Genomic DNA, 17,540 nt, shown 5'->3' with positions numbered 1-17,540 from the left:
GCTCAGCCAGGCGCATTCCTGCGGACGGCGTCTTCTAGGAGATCGGCAGCGCGCCCGATACTTTGGGCGGGTTTGGTCATTTGGGTCGCAAGTTCGCGGGCTCGAGTCGCGTATTGCGGCGCGAGAATTTCGCGCAGATCCTCCAGCAGCGTCTCCTGTGTGACTGTTGAAAAGCGCCGGGCCGCACCGACTTTCAGGCGGTTCACCTGCGCTCCCCAATAGGGCTGATCGGCCGAACTCCACAGGATCAGGGTGGGAATCCCCGCACGCATACTCGCCGCGGTGGTGCCCGAGCCACCATGGTGCACCACCGCGCGGCAGGCGGGGAAAACCGTCGCGTAGTTCACCGGACTCACCAGCCTGACGTGGTCCGGATGCGGTACGTCGGCGAAGTCGGTCCCGCCGAAGCAGACCAATGCACGCTCGCCCAACTCGGCACAGGTGGTGCCAATCATGTCGACCAACTCGGTCGGAGATTCGACCGGGATGCTGCCCGAACTGAAGCAGATCGGGGGAGTGCCGGCCGCGATCCACGTGGTGACTTCGTCGTCGGCATCGGTGGTCAACTCCATTGTCAGCGCACCGACAAATGGTCTGCGACCGTCCCATTTCGCCCACTCGGCAGCTAAGCCGGGAAAGCACACCTCGTCGTAGCCCTGGATTTCCAGCGATCCGCGCTGGGCGATCCGTCGCTGCGAGCGGCATCTGGCTTTCGGCAGGCCGAGTTCGCGGCGCTGGGTGTCCTCGACCTTTTTCGTCGTGCGCCAAAACAACCACTCGATCGCGGTCATCGACGAACGAACCAGTGGCGCCGGCACGGTCGGCACCAGCTCTCCGTTGGCCCGCATGGGAAAGTGGTGCAAGGTGACCAACGGGATGTCGTAATATTCCGCAACGTTGGCCGCGGCCTGTTCGAAATTGATGCCGGTGGATAGCAGGTCTGCGCCGTCCGCCATCGACATCAACGTCGCGTTAACCTGGTCCCAGTGCACGATGATGGGTTCCCACACCTTGCGCACCACCTTGATCGGACCGGTGATCGTCCAGGCGCTGCGGAAAAAATCCGTCCACATGTTGCGCAGGAAGTCTTCGTCCAGGAATTGCTCGATCGGTGGACCGTAAGACACGGCCTTAAGCCCCACCGCCTCGGTGAAGTCTAGCAGCCCGGGAGGCACCGCCAGGGCGACTTCGTGGCCCCGGCGGTGCAGTTCGCGCCCGACGGCGGCCGACGGCTCGATATCGCCGCGCGTTCCATAGCTTGCCAGGACGAATTTCATGGCTACTTTTTCGCTACCGGTACTCGGGCAAAATTTTCCAGCAAATCGGCTGTCTTCGTGGCACTTTCGGCGGGTGTCGTCATCCGGGTGGCGATCTCACGGGCGCGTGCGACGCAATCCGGCGCAAGAATCTCGCGCAGGTCGCAGACCAGGGTTTCTTGGGTGGTCGCCGAAAAAGGCCGGGCAGTACCAACTTTCAGTCGTTTGACCTGGCCGGCCCAGATCCGCTGATCACCCAGGCTCCACAGGCTGAGCGTGGGGACCCCGGCGCGCAATCCGGCGGCGGTGGTGCCGGCGCCGCTGTGGTGTACGACGGCGCGACAGGCGGGGAAGACCGTCGCGTAATTCACCGGGCCCACCACATTGACGTGGTCGAACTGCGGGACGTTGCTGAAGTCGCTCCTTCCGGTGCACATTAATGCCCGCTCTCCCAGCTGCGCGCACGCTGCGGCGATCATCTCGACCGTCTCGGCGGGCGACTTGATCGTGGTGCTGCCAAAGCCGAAGAAAATCGGGGGAGTGCCGGCCGCGATCCACGAGGCGACCTCCGCGTCGGCATCGGTGGACTGCTCGATCGTCAAGGTGCCGACGAACGGCCGTTGGTTGCCCCATTTGGACCATTCGCCTGCCAGCTCCGGGAAACAGGCCTTGTCGTAGGCCTGGATTTCCAGTGACCCGCGTGCGGTAATTCGTCGAGGCGCCGGTCCAGTGGCCTTCGGCAAACCCAGATCACGACGTTGGGCGTCCTCGGCATTTTTCGTGACGAAACGCTGCGGCCAGTCCAGCAGCTTCATCGCCGTGCGCACCAGCGGCGCCGGCAGACCCGGGGAGACCTGGCCGTTGGGCAGCATCGGGAAGTAGTGCATCGTGGCCAGTGGAATCCCGTAGTACTCGGCGACGTTGGCTGGGACCTGAGGGAATCCGGGGCCGGTGAACAGCAGATCGGCTCCGTCTGCCAGCTCAACCAGCGTCGCACTCATCTCGGCCAGCGAAACCTTCAAGAGTTCCTGGGTTTTGCGCCAGGACTCGATCACCTCGTTGACCTTCCAGAACTTGCCGAGGAAATCCACGTCCCAGAAGCCGTCTTGTTGATCGGGTCCGTACGCGACGGCTTCCAGTCCGGCAGACTCGACGAGGCCCACCAGGTTGGGCGGCACGGCCAGCCGGACGTCGTGCCCTCGGCGTTGCAGTTCACGGCCGACGGCGGTGCTTGGCTCGATGTCGCCCCGGGTTCCGTAGCTCGCCAGGGCAAATTTCACGGATCCTGCCTTTCCGACGTCGGGTGCTAGGCGAAGTCAGCAGCAATTATCCCAGCCGTCTCGGTGCGCGGCCCGGTTTCGCTGTTGCGACCGACCGCGTGGTGACTGCCCGTTCGGTCCAGGCGGGCTGCAACATTACGCGTTGCGGATTAACAATCCCGGATGAGGCCATGGGCCACGCCCGGTCGCCCTCCTGACTACCATCTTCATCACGGCAGCGTATTTGCTCACGGCGTAAAGTACGGCCTGACGGCCTTTAGTCTGGGGTACCCCGAGTCTCGCCTCGAGCTCGTCTTTATCAGAGCTCACCACGAGGGCGGTCGGATGTGTCAGGGGTAATTCCAGCTCCTCGGCGTCCAGGCAAGCATAAATGCTTGCCTTCGTGTGCAGCGCATCGGGATGGATGCCGATATTGGATACCAAGTTACGAGCGGGAGTGACGCACAGGCCTGAGCTTGCCCAGATGCCCAAGAACCACTGGTAGTCCCATGTGCCAATCTTGCCTTCGTAAGTGTATTGGAATATGCATTCCCAATAATAACGGTCAATCGTCCTCGGAAAGTATTGGTCAAAAAGCTTTTTATCCCTGATCGCTGGCCATTGTTTCATCTCAAGATCATACTTATCCCAGGCGCGCCGCCAGGTAGCCCAGCCCCATATATGCGGATATCGTGAGAAGTAGTAACTGTCCTCGGTTGCTGTGCGCCCAAAGAGGCGGTTCTGGCCATTAATCATCATAATGCGCTCGTCGTGTTCGTAGCGATCAAGCAACTCGGCGCAATAGGGAAAGAATGAGCGGGACGGTACGCAGTCATGCTCGAGTATTATGGCCTTATCGACGAGTTCGAAGGCCCAGGTTATGCCCGAGGAGATGCGCAGGCGCGGGCCTATATTGGCATCAGAGAAATTCTTGTGGACGTCGCAATTCCAGTCCACTTTGTCGATAATCTTACGTGTTGCCGCGCACTTCTCAGCCTCTCCAGGCCTGTCTCTGCGTGGCCCGTCCGCGATCACGAGAAGCGTCCTCGGCCTCGCGGCCCTTATAGCCTCGAAGACCTGCTTACTGCGCTCCGGTTGGTCGAAGATGATGAAGATCACAGGAGGTGTCGTAGTCACAATTCCTATTCTTGCACCACTCGCAGGAGTTTAATTCGGTTGTGGCTGATTGATCCAGGGGGCACCTGTATGAACGTCGGCGCAGGTTTCTTCAATGCGGTTCGCACAAACCTGCTGCGCGCCGACGTTTAAGTCGTCGACGAGCGCACGACGGCTTCAATCGTTTAAATCGGCCGAGTTCCCAGATAATGGTGCATCCAAGCTTGATTTAAGATTTGTCGTAACCTGACCGCTGCAGGATGTTTTTTCCACAGCGCTGGGATCACGATGACGAATCTTAATTTTGCCCACGGAGTGGGAATATCAATGACTATCTGATATTTCTTCCATGGGGCGGGATTCTGTATGAGAAGCACCTCGGTGCCGGCTACCTCTTGGATACCACAATTTATGGCATCGCCTTGCGCGGCGGCCCACTGAACCAAATTCTCACGCGTTTCTCGCGCTGTTTCCCTATTCCAAGTGCCATAAAATTTCTGTTCCGAAATGCATATAGGTATTAAACCGTCATTGGCTACAGCCTCCCACACGGCGGCCGCCACGCCCGGTGTGTGGAGCGCACGAAAATCATCCATCACGACCACGCCGTCGTCATTCACAAAAGTCTGGCTGTTGGCGATATCCGAGCGGACGACGTTATATAAATGGCTTCCGTCGATATGAGCAAAACGCAGCGACCGAGGCTCGACCCTCTGGACAAGTTGCTGGGATAGTTCCTGAATCACGACGGGCGGCTGATCGACCCATCGCAGGTAGTTCTCCTCGAATTTGCTGCGGTTGAGCCCCGCGTAAGATTGCGCATTTTCCGCGGCGTTCTCGGCGCCTCCCTCGGTGTCATTGAAAATGTCGCAAACAATTACTTTTTCTTCGGGCCTGGCGTTGCAACCCAACACGATCGCGCTCTTGCCGTATAGTGCTCCGATTTCAAGCAGATCTCCACGAACGCCACGTTCGAGTTGCGTCCGCAAAATTCGATCGAACAAGAGAAAGTCGATGTCCCAAAACGCTCCTACAACTGTATTCCGCTGCTGCCAATACTTCTGGACGGAGTGAGACATATCCAAAACTGTCATCCTTTAAGGTTCGTAGGCTGCACCGCGTGGACCTGTTGTTGACGAAAGTTTCCGACCTGAGTGAAACATGGAGGCGTTGAACATTCTGTGCTGAGCAGAGTAACGGGCATTAGCCGTTCGGCTTGTATCAGCCAGTTCAGCTTGCAGCTGTCATGGTCCAGGACCGAGGCGAAGCAATTAAACCGGACTTCGCGATCGGTCACAACCGCCCCCTCCGGCATTTCAGCCTCCGTCCGAATTTCCAATGGAGAGCCTACCCTTCCAGCAACACCGAAGTGCCAACTTCAGGGGATACGAGTGAGTTCGGAAAGTCGGGTGCAGCGTTGATACGTGGCCTAGGGAGAGCGAGGGATCCGCGCCTCAGCGGTGGTCGTCCCACGTTTGCCCTGTTCTGGAAGGAGTCCAGTTCGGGACGGCATCGCTTTGGCAACTAACATGGGGTGACAGCGATCCCGACGCGAAAGCGATCTAGGAGTACCTTGCCGCGACGTAATCCCCGACGTGTGGGGGCCAGAATGCATGGACGAGGAACCTAAGTGAAACGAGCGTTGATAACCGGAATCACTGGTCAGGATGGGTCGTATCTCGCCGAACTGCTCTTGAGCAAGGGGTATGAGGTTCACGGGCTCATTCGTCGGGCCTCGACCTTCAACACATCGCGGATCGATCACCTTTACGTGGATCCACACCAGCCGGACGCTCGGCTGTTCCTACACTATGGTGACCTTACTGACGGGACGCGATTGGTGACCCTGCTGAGCACCATCGATCCCGACGAGGTGTATAATCTTGCCGCGCAGTCCCATGTGCGGGTGAGCTTCGACGAACCTGTGCACACCGGCGACACCACCGGCATGGGATCAATACGACTCCTCGAAGCCGTCCGCCTGTCTCGGGTTGAATGCCGCTTCTATCAGGCGTCCTCGTCGGAAATGTTCGGGGCTTCGCCGCCGCCCCAGAATGAGCAGACGTTGTTCTACCCGCGGTCGCCCTACGGTGCGGCGAAAGTTTACTCCTACTGGGTTACTCGCAATTATCGAGAAGCGTACGGACTATTCGCGGTGAACGGGATCTTGTTCAACCACGAATCACCAAGGCGCGGTGAGACATTCGTGACCAGAAAGATCACGCGGGCCGTGGCCCGGATCAAGGCCGGCGTACAGTCCGAGGTTTACCTGGGAAACCTCGATGCCGTCCGGGACTGGGGCTATGCGCCGGAATATGTCGAAGGAATGTGGCGGATGCTGCAGGCCGACGAACCCCAAGACTTCGTCCTGTCGACGGGGCGCGGCTACTCGGTGCGCGACTTCGCCCAGACGGCTTTCGACCATGCCGGACTTGACTGGCAGAAGCACGTGAAATTCGACGACCGCTATCTGCGGCCGACCGAGGTGGATTCGCTGATAGGCGATGCGACGAAGGCGGCCAAGTCGTTGGGTTGGAAGGCTTCGGTTCATACCGCCGAACTGGCGAGGATCATGGTGGATGCCGACATTGCGGCATTGGAGTGCGATGGCAGGCCGTGGATCGACAAGCCGGCCCTGTCTGGCTGGAGCTGAACACAAGCATGGATAAGCCAGTCGGCGTCCTTGACCGCGCGTTGCCGGTATATGTAGCCGGGCACCGTGGCCTGGTCGGATCCGCTCTGTTGCGCATGTTTGAGGCCGAGGGCTTCACCAATCTTATTGTGCGATCACATGATCAACTGGACCTGACCGACCGCGCTGCGACGTTCGACTTCATCCTAGGGGCCAGGCCGCAAGTGATTGTCGATGCCGCAGCACGCGTCGGTGGGATCATGGCCAACAACACCTATCCCGCCGATTTCCTGTCGGAGAATCTGCAGATTCAGGTCAACCTGCTCGACGCGGCGGTGGCCGCGCGAGTACCGCGGTTGCTGTTCCTGGGCAGCTCGTGCATTTACCCCAAATTCGCGCCTCAGCCGATCGAGGAGACCGCGCTGCTCACGGGTCCGCTGGAGCCCACTAACGACGCCTATGCGATCGCGAAGATCGCCGGCATCCTGCAGGTGCAGGCGGTCCGGCGCCAATACGGCCTGGCTTGGATTTCGGCGATGCCGACCAATCTCTACGGCCCCGGTGACAACTTTTCCCCGTCAGGCTCGCATTTGCTGCCGGCGCTCATCCGGCGGTATGAGGAGGCCAAGGCCAGTGGTGCGCCGGCAGTGACAAACTGGGGGACCGGCACGCCGCAGCGGGAACTGTTGCATGTCGACGACTTGGCCAGCGCATGCCTCCATCTGCTGGAGCACTTTGACGGTCCCAATCACGTGAATGTCGGGACCGGGATTGACCACACCATCAGGGAGATTGCCGACATGGTTGCCGCGGCGGTCGGGTATTGCGGCGAAACGCGCTGGGACCCAACCAAACCGGACGGCACACCCCGCAAACTGCTGGATGTTTCGGCGTTGCGAGAATCTGGATGGCAGTCTGAGATCTCGCTGCGGGACGGCATCGAGGCCACGGTGGCCTGGTATCGGGCAAATGCCGACACGGCACGAGACTGACGTACGGGTCCAGGTCCTTGAGCTTCCCAATCAGATTGACGCCAGAGGGCCGCTGGATCAACCACGTGTGGCCCGTTAGGGTCACCGTTATGTCGAGGATCTTGCGCGGGCTGTTCGGGATCGCGCTTAACACGTTCCACAGCAAGGATTCGCTGGAGCCGACACGTCGAGCTGCCGTCTATGGTTGGTTCCATGGCGAACACCTCGTTTCCCCGCCCGCGATCGCGAAGCGACGACATCTACTTAACACGCTGAAATCCCGTGGGCACCGTATCTTCGTCGAAGCTGGCACTTACAAGGGTGCAACCACGGCGTTCTTCGCGCAGCATGCAGATCAGGTGATCTCAGTTGAGCTTCACAAAGGCCTTTACGCCGCAGCCAGGCAACGGTTTGCGGACTGCCCCAACGTAAAGCTCGTCCGCGGCGACTCGCTTGTCGAGATACCGAAGATCGTGGCGGACTGCGCGACCCCGCCCCTAGTGTTTCTTGACGGCCACTTCTCCGGCGACGGAACGGCACAGGGGGAGGAGATGGAACCAGCAGAGCCGACGCTACGGCGACTCGCCGACGTAACTCCGGCCGGCGCTACCATTGTGATTGACGATCTGCGGCTGTTCGGTTCCGGGCTCGCTGGGTTTCCTCAGCTCGACGCAATTACCACTGCCGCGCGAGCGGCCTTTCCGCGCGCCATTATTCGCACTGGCCTAGACTCGATCGTTGTCGAGGTACCTGACGACCACGGGTAGAAGCCGCCCCGCCGCAAAACGCCGCACGTAAGCACTCCGTGGGACCCGGCCGCGACGACCTGGGACCTTAAAACCTGTCGGTAGCGTACCAAACGTCAGCACAACGCGATGTTCGCCCGCGCGGTCGCTCCATTTCGCTGGGACACCGAACAGCCGGGCAGCTCGCAAGCTACTGCCGCATGTTAATGTGACGCGATGGATTTGTTCCGCCGTGGTGGTTTGATCGCGCGTAGTGCCACTGTTGAGGTGTCCTTCCCGTACTTGGAGAGAGGTTGGAAACGCCAGTTTGTGAGGCAACTCGAATCGCGGGGAGTAAACACCGTGTTAGATGTTGGCGCCAATTCTGGTCAATATGCGACTGACCTTCGCAAAGCGGGATATGCAGGTCGCATTATTTCGTTCGAACCCTTATCGGGCCCATTTCAAATTCTCGAGAGATGTGTGGCAAAGGATTCGCGTTGGGAGTGCCGACAGTATGCACTCGGTGACGTTGATGGCGAAATCGTGATAAATGTAGCAGGCAATGCCGGCGCGAGTAGCTCTGTGCTGCCGATGTTGAAAAGCCATCAGGATGCATTTCCGCCAGCAAATTACATCGGCACCGAAAAGGCATCGATACGCAGACTCGACTCTTTGACACCAGAATTTTTGCGACCCGGCGATGTCACTTTCCTCAAGATCGACGTTCAAGGCTTTGAAAAGCAGGTGCTCGCCGGCGGCGCATCGACCATCAACGACCGTGTGGTAGGCGTGGAGCTCGAATTATCCTTCCTGCCGCTGTATGAAGGTGGCATGTTAGTCCGGGAGGCGCTCGACCTTATGGACTCGTTGGGCTTCACATTGACGGGTTTGCAGCCAGGGTTTACGGATCCGCGCAACGGTCGAATGTTGCAGGCCGATGGCGTCTTCTTTCGTGAGGACACTTGAAAAGTACAGCGTTCCCAATGCTGCGGTTGCGCCATGCTCCGGGCTGCGAAGCGCCTAGCCGCTAGCCCGTGCGACGGAATCGTCCGTATAAGAAGGCCAAAAAGTCGAAGTAGTATTCGCAACCCCGTAGGTAGGCCCGTGACATTCGCCGTCCACCGATCGGGTAGCGGCCGTGCATATCCCACATGCGACGCAGGTCGTTGAAGACCTCGCTCGGGGGCCGATTCGTTCCAACTCCGCTGGTGTCGAAATCGCAGAGCACGCGCCGGAGTGTGATCGGCTCGCGCAGCAACGCGGCCCGCAATATGAACTCTTGATCAGCGGCGATCCCGAAATCTAGGTCGTATCCGGCCAATTCGCTTACCAGCGACGCTCCATAAAACGAGGCTTGATGGGGGACCACCTGCCAACCGGCGAGGAACTTGCGGAGGTTAAAGGGTATGGGGCTGCGCACGCGCCCGAGCCCGACGAGGTTATCCATGCCGTAGCCCCAAAGGTCACGGACCGGCCCTAGGCCCGAGATCGCCTCCACGGCGGCGGCCACAGCGCCGGGGTCGGGAAAGCAATCGCTGGAGTGCATGAACCACAACAAATCCCCAGATGCATGCGCAATGCCCTGATTCATTGCGTCGTACCGACCGCCGTCTGGCTCGGAATGCCAGTACGTAAATCCTGGCTCGGTCCCAGAAAGATATTCGACAACGTCGTCACCGGATCCACCGTCGATCACGATGTGCTCGATGGACCCCGCGTAGCGCTGCAATCGCACGCTGTCGGCAGTGCGTTTCAGGCCGTCGAGATCTTTGAAGGTAATAGTTATCACCGAGACTGTCGGTGCTGATATCACCGGTTTCCCCCTCGCGTGTTCATGGACACTCTATGCGGTCCAACCGCGCAGCTCATGGTCTCGGCGGCATCGGACACCATGATTTCAGCCTCCCTAAGCCCGCTAAACCCCCGAAGAACCCCGTCGATCGTAGGCCCGACGTCCGCAACGACAGCGTTGTAGGAGGGTGCACCTAGCAATCCCGTAGCGATCACCTTAGACCCTGGTTTGTGCGATATCTGCGAGTTGCTGACGAAAAAGGCCTGTTTCTAGACCGGCCCGAAATCAAACGATGGGCTGACCGGCATGTAGGGTGATCGCCTGGGCCTTGGATTGCATGGCGGTAGAGCGATACGCAAAGCGATTTGGCCCACGGCTAATCAGGCTAGCAGGAGGTAGAGAGCTAACGATGTTCGGTGTCTTCCGGAAAATTCTCCAAGATAAAATCGAGATTATAGATCAAGCATTCTCATCTCTGAACATCGATTCGTTCGCCGATCTTGGGGGTGTTTGGCGGGTGGAAGGCGGGTACACGTTCCACGCGCTCGACAAGCATAAAATAATAAACGCCGCTTTAGTTGATACGCACCCGACGCAGAAAGTGCTCAAAAAGGCGAAGTTGTATCCCCAGCTTCGGCTGATCAAAGGTAATTTCGGCGATCAAAAGATTGCTGATGAAGTGGGCTCCGTTGATGCCGTCCTACTGTTTGACGTGCTGCTGCACCAAGTGTCGCCCGATTGGGATGCGATCTTGGAAATGTATGCGAAAAATGTGCGCGCCTTAATCATTTACAATCAGCAATGGACAGGGCCGGGGAATAATATACGACTGCTCGATTTAGGTGAGGAAGAATACTTCCGTAATATTCCGCATAACCCGCGTCAAGAGAACTATAAGGATCTCTTCGGACGACTGAACGAGATTCATCCGGAGCACGATAGGCCCTGGCGCGATGTACACCACATTTGGCAGTGGGGCATCACCGACGCCGACCTCGAGGCGAAGGTCGACGAACTAGGATTCAAATTGCTGCACAAGAAGAATTGCGGTCGGTTCGGTCGGCTTCCAAATTTCGAGAACCACGCCTTTATCTTCACGCGTCCGTAGTGAGCGGGTGGGCGATGAGCCGCTGCGCGGCCTAAGAATCACCGTGGACCAGCGGGCCATGCGGTTCGTTGTGGGTGTTCGACGCGTCCAGATTGCCGAGCGGCTGCGCGGAACTTGACATTGCCTCGGTCTGCCGGCGGACAAAGGGCCAGACGTCCACCAGCCCTCCACGGCTCGGCGCAAGAATGGTTAACCTACGCCATGACTCCTTGAGCCGCTGCGAGCGCGGGGCCCAGTGGTGCTTCATTGCCAGCTCCGCCATTCGAGGGTGGGCCGCGATTGCTTCCGCGAGCGCTTCCCTCCCCTCGCGGCCCGGGACATTGGCGATCTGGTGCAGGATCCAGTCGGCCATGGCTGCGATGAGCTTCTCACGCTGAGGATCATCGGGGAACAGGTCGAGCATCGCGTCAAAGGTCGCCACATGCCCTGGGCCGAGTGTCAGCCAAAACTTCGGAGGATCCACAACCTGGTTGTGCCACATCCCCTGAGAGTGACGACGGTAGACGGACATGACGTCGGGCAGCATCCCGATATCGCCGTGCGCCGCGTGCCGCACATGCAGGTACCAGTCCAACGGCATGACGTCTGTCGGTATGTCGTCATAGCGTTCGAGGCGACGATAGACAACGGAGTTGGTCTGAATAAAGTTCATCAAGAGCAGGGCGTCGACGCTCAGATTGCCTCGTAGATGAACCGGCGGAAATTTTGAATTCTTCGCGAAACCGTCCTCCCACACCACGCGTACGGGATGGAAACACACCATCGCCTCCGGATGGCGGTCGAGGTACGCGACTTGCCTGCTCAGTTTCAACGGGTCGCTCCAGTAGTCGTCCGCCTCACACAGAGCGACATATTCGCCGCGGGCGGCGGAGAGGGCGCCGGTCATATTCCGGTTGAGCCCAAGGTTTTCCGGCCTGAAGATTGGGCGAAACAGCTGCGGGTGCCGGTCGGCATACTGCTGGATGATCGACGGTGTGGCATCGGTCGACGCGTCGTCGGCGACGATGATCTCGACGGGGAAATCGGTCCGCTGGGCTAGAAAGCTGTCGAAGGCCTGCCGTGCGTAGTCTTCCTGGTTGTGCGTAGTCGCCACGATGCTCACTTTGGGTGATTCGGGCGCCCCGCCGCTCCTCATGCGGGGGATTCGGCGGCGGACCGGTAGCCGCGCATTGCCATGGGCGTGAACATCGCGAGCAGCGCGACCGTCCAGAAGAAAGTCATCGCCGCAGGCCACAAGAGGGGGCCATTGTGAGCCAGCGCATACATCACCTCGATGGGTGGTGACATCGGCTGCATGCGGGCAAACAGCCGAAGCCAACCCGGGAACTGATCGATCGGAGTTGTGCCGGGATTGATAAATGCCAGCGAAACCGTCGCGGCGACCAGCCAGCTCATGATGCTGCGGCCATTGGTGCGGATCGCCAACGCCATTACCAGCGCCGTGAAGCCGATGACCACAATCGACGGGATCAGGATGTAGGCCAGGGCCGTCGCCCACCCGTGCGTAAAGCGCAGCCCCAATGCCACCCCGATGCCGGTGATCAGAACCGTGCCGACCAGCGCGCGCACGGCCTCGGCGGCCATACGTCCCGTGAGCGTGCTGATCCGGTGCAGTGGCAGCACCCACAGACGCGTGAATAGCCCGGACTCGCGCTCCATTTGTATGCCGATCGCGGTGTTGAAAGCGCCGAACAGTGCGGACAGCACCGCGCACAGCGGAACCAAGCCGTAAACGCTCTCAACACCGGTGACTTTATGCACCCGCTCGTCCAGCACCACGTAGTAGGCGAGCAGCAGACAGACGGGAATGCTAAGCGACCCGACCAGTACGCCCCGGTCCCGACGCCACCGGGTGAGGAGCCGACCGGCATGCAGCCAGGTCTCGGTCAGCCACGCGCTTCGTATGCTGTGTTGCTGCGCTACCACTATCGCCGCCTCTGCACGCGCAGGGTGATCGTCCCGAAGATCAATACCATGCCCACGCACCAGGCCAGCGTGGCCACGAAATTGCCTACGATTACCCGTCCGCTGGCGAGTCCGCGCAATGTTTCGGCGGCCTGCGACACCGGCTGATTCCGCACGAACGGACGCAACCAATGCGGAAACGTATCTTCGGGCGCAATTCCAGTCGAAAGCAAAAACAGCATTACCTGCGGGACAAACAGCGCTTGGCTGGCCGCTTGGACGCTGCTCGCACTTGATCCCAACGCATCGGCGCCGAAGGCCACTGCTAAGCACAACAGCAGCGCAATGAGTACGAAAGCTAACGCATAGCCCAGTCCGCCCGTCATTCGGAATCCGAATGCATAGCCGGCTGTGATCGCCACCGACAGGACGAGCAGACCTCGAATCAAGGTTGCGACCATCCTGGCGCTCACGGGGACGGCCGCGGAGAACGGTAGTGTCCGCATCCTTTCACCAACTCCCAGGAGGCGGTCCCGCGCCGCGCGGTCGGCGGTAAGCAGCCCTACGAAAATCACCGACTGCACCACCACCGCCGGCGCTAAGTATTGCGAATAACTCGTATGACCGGTGTCCACCAGTCCGTGCAGCGCAACGCTGAATCCGGCCAAATACGCAACGGGCGACAGAATTTCGAACATCAACCCGCCATCGCGGGCCGCAGCCATCAATGAACGTTCGGTCAGTGCTGCGAGGGCGCTCATGATTGAGCAACGGTATTTTCGGTGAGGTGCAGGAAGGCCTCATCGAGGGAGGGCTTCCGCAGCGAGATGTCGGCGAGTTCAATGCCGCGCGCATCGATCCGGCGTAACACATCAGCCAGTGTGGACACCCCGTCGGGTGCGAACACCGATACCGAGTTTGTGTCGGGGTCGATGTCGACGCCTCTGAGACCCGTCAACGCCGACGCGACATCAGCCAGATCAGCGGGATCGGCCGGACTCACCTGACAGTAGCTAGTACCCACTCTGCGCTTGAGATCCTCGGCGGTGCCGCTGGCGATCACCCGACCGTGGTCGATGACGACGATGGAGTCGCTCAGCACGTCGGCCTCCTCCAGGTACTGCGTGGTCAGCAGCACGGCGACGCCTTGTTGAGCCAGCGAAGTTACCAGGCCCCACATGCCGCGGCGACTCCGTGGGTCCAACCCGACGGTCGGTTCGTCGAGAAATAGGACCTCTGGCAGCACCATTAGAGTGCTGGCAAGGTCGACGCGCCGCCACATGCCTCCGGAGTAGGTCGATACCCGCCGGTCCGCTGCGGCACCGAGATCGAATTGTTCGAGCAGCTCGTCGGCGCGAGCTTTTGATTGCCGACGGCTCAGACCACGCAGCCTGCCAAACAACACCAGGTTCTCCCGGCCAGTGAGCAGGGGATCCATCGCGCTGGTCTGACCGGTCAACCCGATGCTGCCTCGTACCTGGGCGGGCTGGCGGACGACGTCATATCCGTTGACACGGGCTTGGCCTGAGGATGGGCGGATCAGCGTAGACAGAATGTTGATCGTGGTTGTCTTGCCCGCGCCGTTATGGCCGAGGACGCCGCACACGGTGCCGGGCGGAACGGAGAAACTCACGCCACTCAGTGCTGAGACGTTTCGCCCGAAAGTCTTCGTGAGGTCGACAACCTCGATGGCCAGTGGGCTCATATTTCGGAGTATTTCATGCTGGGTGTCTGCATGTTGGCGGTATCGCTAGCGGATGACAACGTCCTGGTTGGCACAGCCCTCGTCGCGGTGGCCGCCGGCGCGGGAGCGAAAACGGCGTCGCCAATCAGACGGATTGCCTTGGGATCTCGGCCGTAGGCGCGTCGTCGGGATGCTCCTGACCCAGCAGGGCGCGCACCAGGGGACGCGGACCTTCCGGCCGCAGCATCGAACTGGCCGGGCGTGGACGAACCACCTGCGGCCACCAGAACCAGCGTCCGAGGATTGCGGCAATGGACGGCGTCATGAACGAGCGCACGATCAAGGTGTCGAACATCAGACCCAGGCCAATGGTCGTACCGACCTGACCGATGATGCGCAAGTCGCTGGTCGCCATCGAGGCCATTGTGAATGCGAACACCAGACCCGCGTTGGTCACGACCTTGCCGGTACCGCCCATTGCCCGAATGATGCCGGTGTTGATACCCGCGCTTATTTCTTCTTTCATCCGGGATACCAGCAGCAGGTTGTAGTCAGACCCCACCGCCAGTAGGACGATCACCGACATCGGCAGCACCATCCAGTACAGCTTGATGCCCAGAATGTACTGCCAGATCAGCACCGAAAGCCCGAACGATGAGCCCAGCGAAAGTGCCACTGTCCCAACGATTACCAGCGCGGCCACGAAACTTCGCGTGATGATGAGCATGATCGTGAAGATCAGGCAGAGTGCGCCGATTCCCGCGATCAACAGGTCGAACTTGGAGCCGTCCTTGAAGTCCTTGAAGGTCGACGCGGTGCCGGCCAGATAGATCTTGGCGTCTTCGAGCGGCGTCGTCTTGAGTGCCTCTTCCGCCGCCGTCTTGATCTTGTCCACCCGGTCCACGCTTTCGGGCGTCGCCGGGTCACCCTTGTGGGAAATGATGAACCGCGCCGCTTTCCCGTCGGGCGACAGGAACTGGCTCATCGCCTTCTGAAAGTCGGCGTTTTTGAAAATCTCCGGTGGCAGATAGAAGGAATCGTCGTTCTTCGAGTTGTCGAACGCCTGGCCCATCGTAACCGCGTCTTTGTTGTCGACGTTGACCTGGCCGATGATTCCTGCCATGGTGCTGTGCATCGTCAGCGTCGTCGTCTTGAAGAACTGCATCGTAGCGATCATTTGCGGGTATTGCTCAAGCAGCTGAGGCAGCAATGCATCCATCTTGTGGAGATCGACGAGCAAATCCTTCAGTTTGTCGCTGAGCTCGTCGACCTCGTCGAGTGTGTCGAAGATCGATCTCAAGGACCAGCAAATCGGGATATCAAAACAGTGTTTTTCCCAGTAAAAGTAGCTCTTGATCGGCCGGAGGAAATCTTCAAAGTCCGCAAAATGGTCTCTCAACTCATACAAGAGCACTGTCATCTCGTCGGTCTTGGTGATCGATTCGTGCGTAAGTGCGGTCAGTTGCTTCTGAAGTTCGTAAAGGCGCTTCATTGACGCGATCTGTATGTCCATCATGTGGACCTGCTCGAGCATGTCGTCCATGCGAGCCTTCATGTATTTGATGTTTTGTGACTGGGCCGAGTTCTGCATGGCCAGCATGAAGGGGATCGAGGTGTGCTCGATCGGCGTCCCCTCGGGCCGGGTTATGCCCTGAACCCGGGCTATTCCGGGAATCTTAAATATGGCCCTGGCCAGCCTGTGCAGCACGATGAAATCGGCCGGGTTGCGCATGTCGTGATCGGACTCGATCATCAGAATTTCCGGCAGCATCCGCGCCTGCGAGAAGTGCCGGTCGGCGGCGGCATAGCCGATGTTCGCCGGGATGTCGTCGGGCATATAAAGGCGGTTGTTGTAGCTGGTCTGATACCCCGGCAGCGTTACCAATCCGACTAGCGCGACTGCGATGGTCGCGACGAGGATGGGCACCGGCCACCGGACGATTGCCGTGCCAATTCGCCGCCACCGACCGAACCGGATGGCGCGGGTGGGATCGAGCAGCCCGAAGCGGCCGCCGACGGTAAGAACCGCCGGAACCAGTGTCAGCGCGATCACGACAGAGATGACCAAGCCGATGGCGCACGGTACGCCCATCGTCTGGAAGATGGGCAGCCGGGTAAAGCTCAGACACAACATTGCTCCGGCGATCGTCAAACCAGAACCCAGGACGACGGGCACGACCCCGCGAAATGTGTTGTAGTAGGCGGTTTCCCGATCCTCGCCGGCCTGCCGCGACTCCTGGTACCGGCCGAAGAAGAAGATCCCGTAGTCGGTTCCGGCCGCCATCGCGAGCGCCACCAGCAGGTTGACGGCGAATGTCGACAGTTGCACGAGGCTGTGGTCGCCGAGGAAGGCCACGATTCCACGGGCCGCAAGCACCTCGACCCCGACCGTGATTAACAACAGGATCACCGTGGCGATCGACCGGTAGACGAATAACAGCACCACGAAAATGATCGCTGCCCCGACCGCGGTCATCTTCAGAATCGATCGATCGCCGGCCTCCTGCATGTCTGAAAACAGTGCCGAAGGGCCGGTGACATAGGCCTTGAGGCCGGGCGGCGGTGGATTCTTCGCGATCATGTCGCGGACGGCGGCAATGGAGTTTTGGGCCTGCGTCGTGCCTTGGTTACCGTCCAGGTTCATCTGGACGTAGACGGCCTTACTGTCAGCGCTTTGCGCGCCCGCCGCAGTGAGCCGATCGCCCCACAAATCCTGAACGTGTTCAACATGTTTCGTATCGGCCTTCAGCAGGCGCATCAACTTGTCGTAGTACTTGTGGGCGCCGTCCCCCAGCTCGTTCTGCCCTTCGATCACGAGCATCACGAAGCTGTCCGAGTCGGACTCTTTGAAGACCTTGCCCATCCGCATCATGGCCTGCACCGCGGGCGCATCTTGCGGCGCCAACGGCACCGAGTGCTCCCGGCCCACCCGCTCCAGCGACGGAACCGCGAAAGTCACCAGCAGCGTCAGCCCTACCCACCCGAGGATGAAGAGCAGCGAAAGATTGCGGATCGTCCGCGCGGCGAACGGCTTCTGGACCGGAGTTTCGGCGCTTTGGGTCACTATCGGTTCGGTGGTCATGCGCGCC

The 17,540-nt window shown here is 59.8% G+C and carries 15 protein-coding genes; 5 read left to right on the top strand and 10 right to left on the bottom strand.

From position 1 onward, the window contains the following. Positions 1-2: 2 nt before the first annotated feature. The 4 genes from T428_RS0106310 to T428_RS31765 all read right to left on the bottom strand — a co-directional run bounded on the left by T428_RS0106310 (position 3) and on the right by T428_RS31765 (position 4,725). Entirely contained in the window at positions 3-1,277 is a 1,275-nt protein-coding gene (locus T428_RS0106310) for a glycosyltransferase (RefSeq protein ID WP_025735801.1), read from the bottom strand. 2 nt (positions 1,278-1,279) lie between these two features. Next, complete coding sequence (locus T428_RS0106305) at positions 1,280-2,536, bottom strand: glycosyltransferase (protein WP_025735800.1); 1,257 nt, start codon at positions 2,534-2,536, stop codon at positions 1,280-1,282. A gap of 135 nt (positions 2,537-2,671) precedes the next feature. After that, on the bottom strand, positions 2,672-3,634 hold the full coding sequence (locus T428_RS26115) for a methyltransferase type 11 (RefSeq protein WP_211243896.1): 963 nt from the start codon (positions 3,632-3,634) through the stop codon (positions 2,672-2,674). A gap of 182 nt (positions 3,635-3,816) precedes the next feature. After that, positions 3,817-4,725: a class I SAM-dependent methyltransferase gene (locus tag T428_RS31765; RefSeq protein ID WP_245604814.1), complete on the bottom strand. Its 909-nt coding sequence runs from the start codon at positions 4,723-4,725 to the stop codon at positions 3,817-3,819. Positions 4,726-5,261: 536 nt separating this feature from the next. On the opposite strand from T428_RS31765, the gene gmd reads away from it, so the two are divergent. The 4 genes from gmd to T428_RS0106280 all read left to right on the top strand — a co-directional run bounded on the left by gmd (position 5,262) and on the right by T428_RS0106280 (position 8,928). Continuing rightward, positions 5,262-6,284, top strand: coding sequence for a GDP-mannose 4,6-dehydratase (gene gmd / locus T428_RS0106295; protein WP_025735798.1), 1,023 nt, complete (start codon positions 5,262-5,264; stop codon positions 6,282-6,284). Positions 6,285-6,292: 8 nt separating this feature from the next. Next, positions 6,293-7,255, top strand: coding sequence for a GDP-L-fucose synthase family protein (locus T428_RS0106290; protein ID WP_025735797.1), 963 nt, complete (start codon positions 6,293-6,295; stop codon positions 7,253-7,255). An 89-nt stretch (positions 7,256-7,344) separates the two neighbouring features. Further along, positions 7,345-8,001 (top strand): class I SAM-dependent methyltransferase, encoded by a 657-nt coding sequence (locus T428_RS0106285; RefSeq protein WP_156942870.1) that lies wholly within the window; start codon positions 7,345-7,347, stop codon positions 7,999-8,001. A 195-nt stretch (positions 8,002-8,196) separates the two neighbouring features. After that, the gene (locus tag T428_RS0106280) at positions 8,197-8,928 is read left to right on the top strand and encodes an FkbM family methyltransferase (RefSeq protein ID WP_025735795.1); all 732 of its coding nucleotides are present in this window, start codon (positions 8,197-8,199) and stop codon (positions 8,926-8,928) included. Positions 8,929-8,989: 61 nt separating this feature from the next. Here the strand turns inward: T428_RS0106280 and T428_RS0106275 are convergent, their stop codons facing one another. Then, complete coding sequence (locus tag T428_RS0106275; protein WP_025735794.1) at positions 8,990-9,775, bottom strand: glycosyltransferase family 2 protein; 786 nt, start codon at positions 9,773-9,775, stop codon at positions 8,990-8,992. 388 nt (positions 9,776-10,163) lie between these two features. Between T428_RS0106275 and T428_RS0106270 the strand changes: the two genes are divergently transcribed. Next, a complete protein-coding gene (locus T428_RS0106270) occupies positions 10,164-10,862 on the top strand; it encodes a class I SAM-dependent methyltransferase (RefSeq protein ID WP_036467247.1) in 699 nt (232 codons plus the stop codon). Positions 10,863-10,893: 31 nt separating this feature from the next. Here the strand turns inward: T428_RS0106270 and T428_RS0106265 are convergent, their stop codons facing one another. From T428_RS0106265 to T428_RS0106245, 5 genes are all read right to left on the bottom strand, one after another. Next, a complete protein-coding gene (locus tag T428_RS0106265; protein WP_084298645.1) occupies positions 10,894-11,997 on the bottom strand; it encodes a glycosyltransferase in 1,104 nt (367 codons plus the stop codon). Then, positions 11,994-12,788: an ABC transporter permease gene (locus T428_RS0106260; RefSeq protein ID WP_025735791.1), complete on the bottom strand. Its 795-nt coding sequence runs from the start codon at positions 12,786-12,788 to the stop codon at positions 11,994-11,996. Before T428_RS0106260 ends, T428_RS0106265 begins: the two co-directional genes overlap by 4 nt. Continuing rightward, positions 12,788-13,528: an ABC transporter permease gene (locus T428_RS0106255; protein ID WP_025735790.1), complete on the bottom strand. Its 741-nt coding sequence runs from the start codon at positions 13,526-13,528 to the stop codon at positions 12,788-12,790. Before T428_RS0106255 ends, T428_RS0106260 begins: the two co-directional genes overlap by 1 nt. Then, the gene (locus tag T428_RS0106250) at positions 13,525-14,472 is read right to left on the bottom strand and encodes a daunorubicin resistance protein DrrA family ABC transporter ATP-binding protein (RefSeq protein ID WP_025735789.1); all 948 of its coding nucleotides are present in this window, start codon (positions 14,470-14,472) and stop codon (positions 13,525-13,527) included. The genes T428_RS0106255 and T428_RS0106250 overlap by 4 nt, the downstream gene beginning before the upstream one ends. Positions 14,473-14,596: 124 nt before the next feature. After that, a complete protein-coding gene (locus tag T428_RS0106245; protein ID WP_025735788.1) occupies positions 14,597-17,533 on the bottom strand; it encodes an MMPL/RND family transporter in 2,937 nt (978 codons plus the stop codon). Positions 17,534-17,540 lie beyond the last annotated feature (7 nt).

This window comes from Mycobacterium genavense ATCC 51234 (assembly GCF_000526915.1).
GTDB lineage: Bacteria > Actinomycetota > Actinomycetes > Mycobacteriales > Mycobacteriaceae > Mycobacterium > Mycobacterium genavense.
Note: the sequence above shows the minus strand (reverse complement) of the source record. Positions and strands in the feature narration are given on the sequence as shown.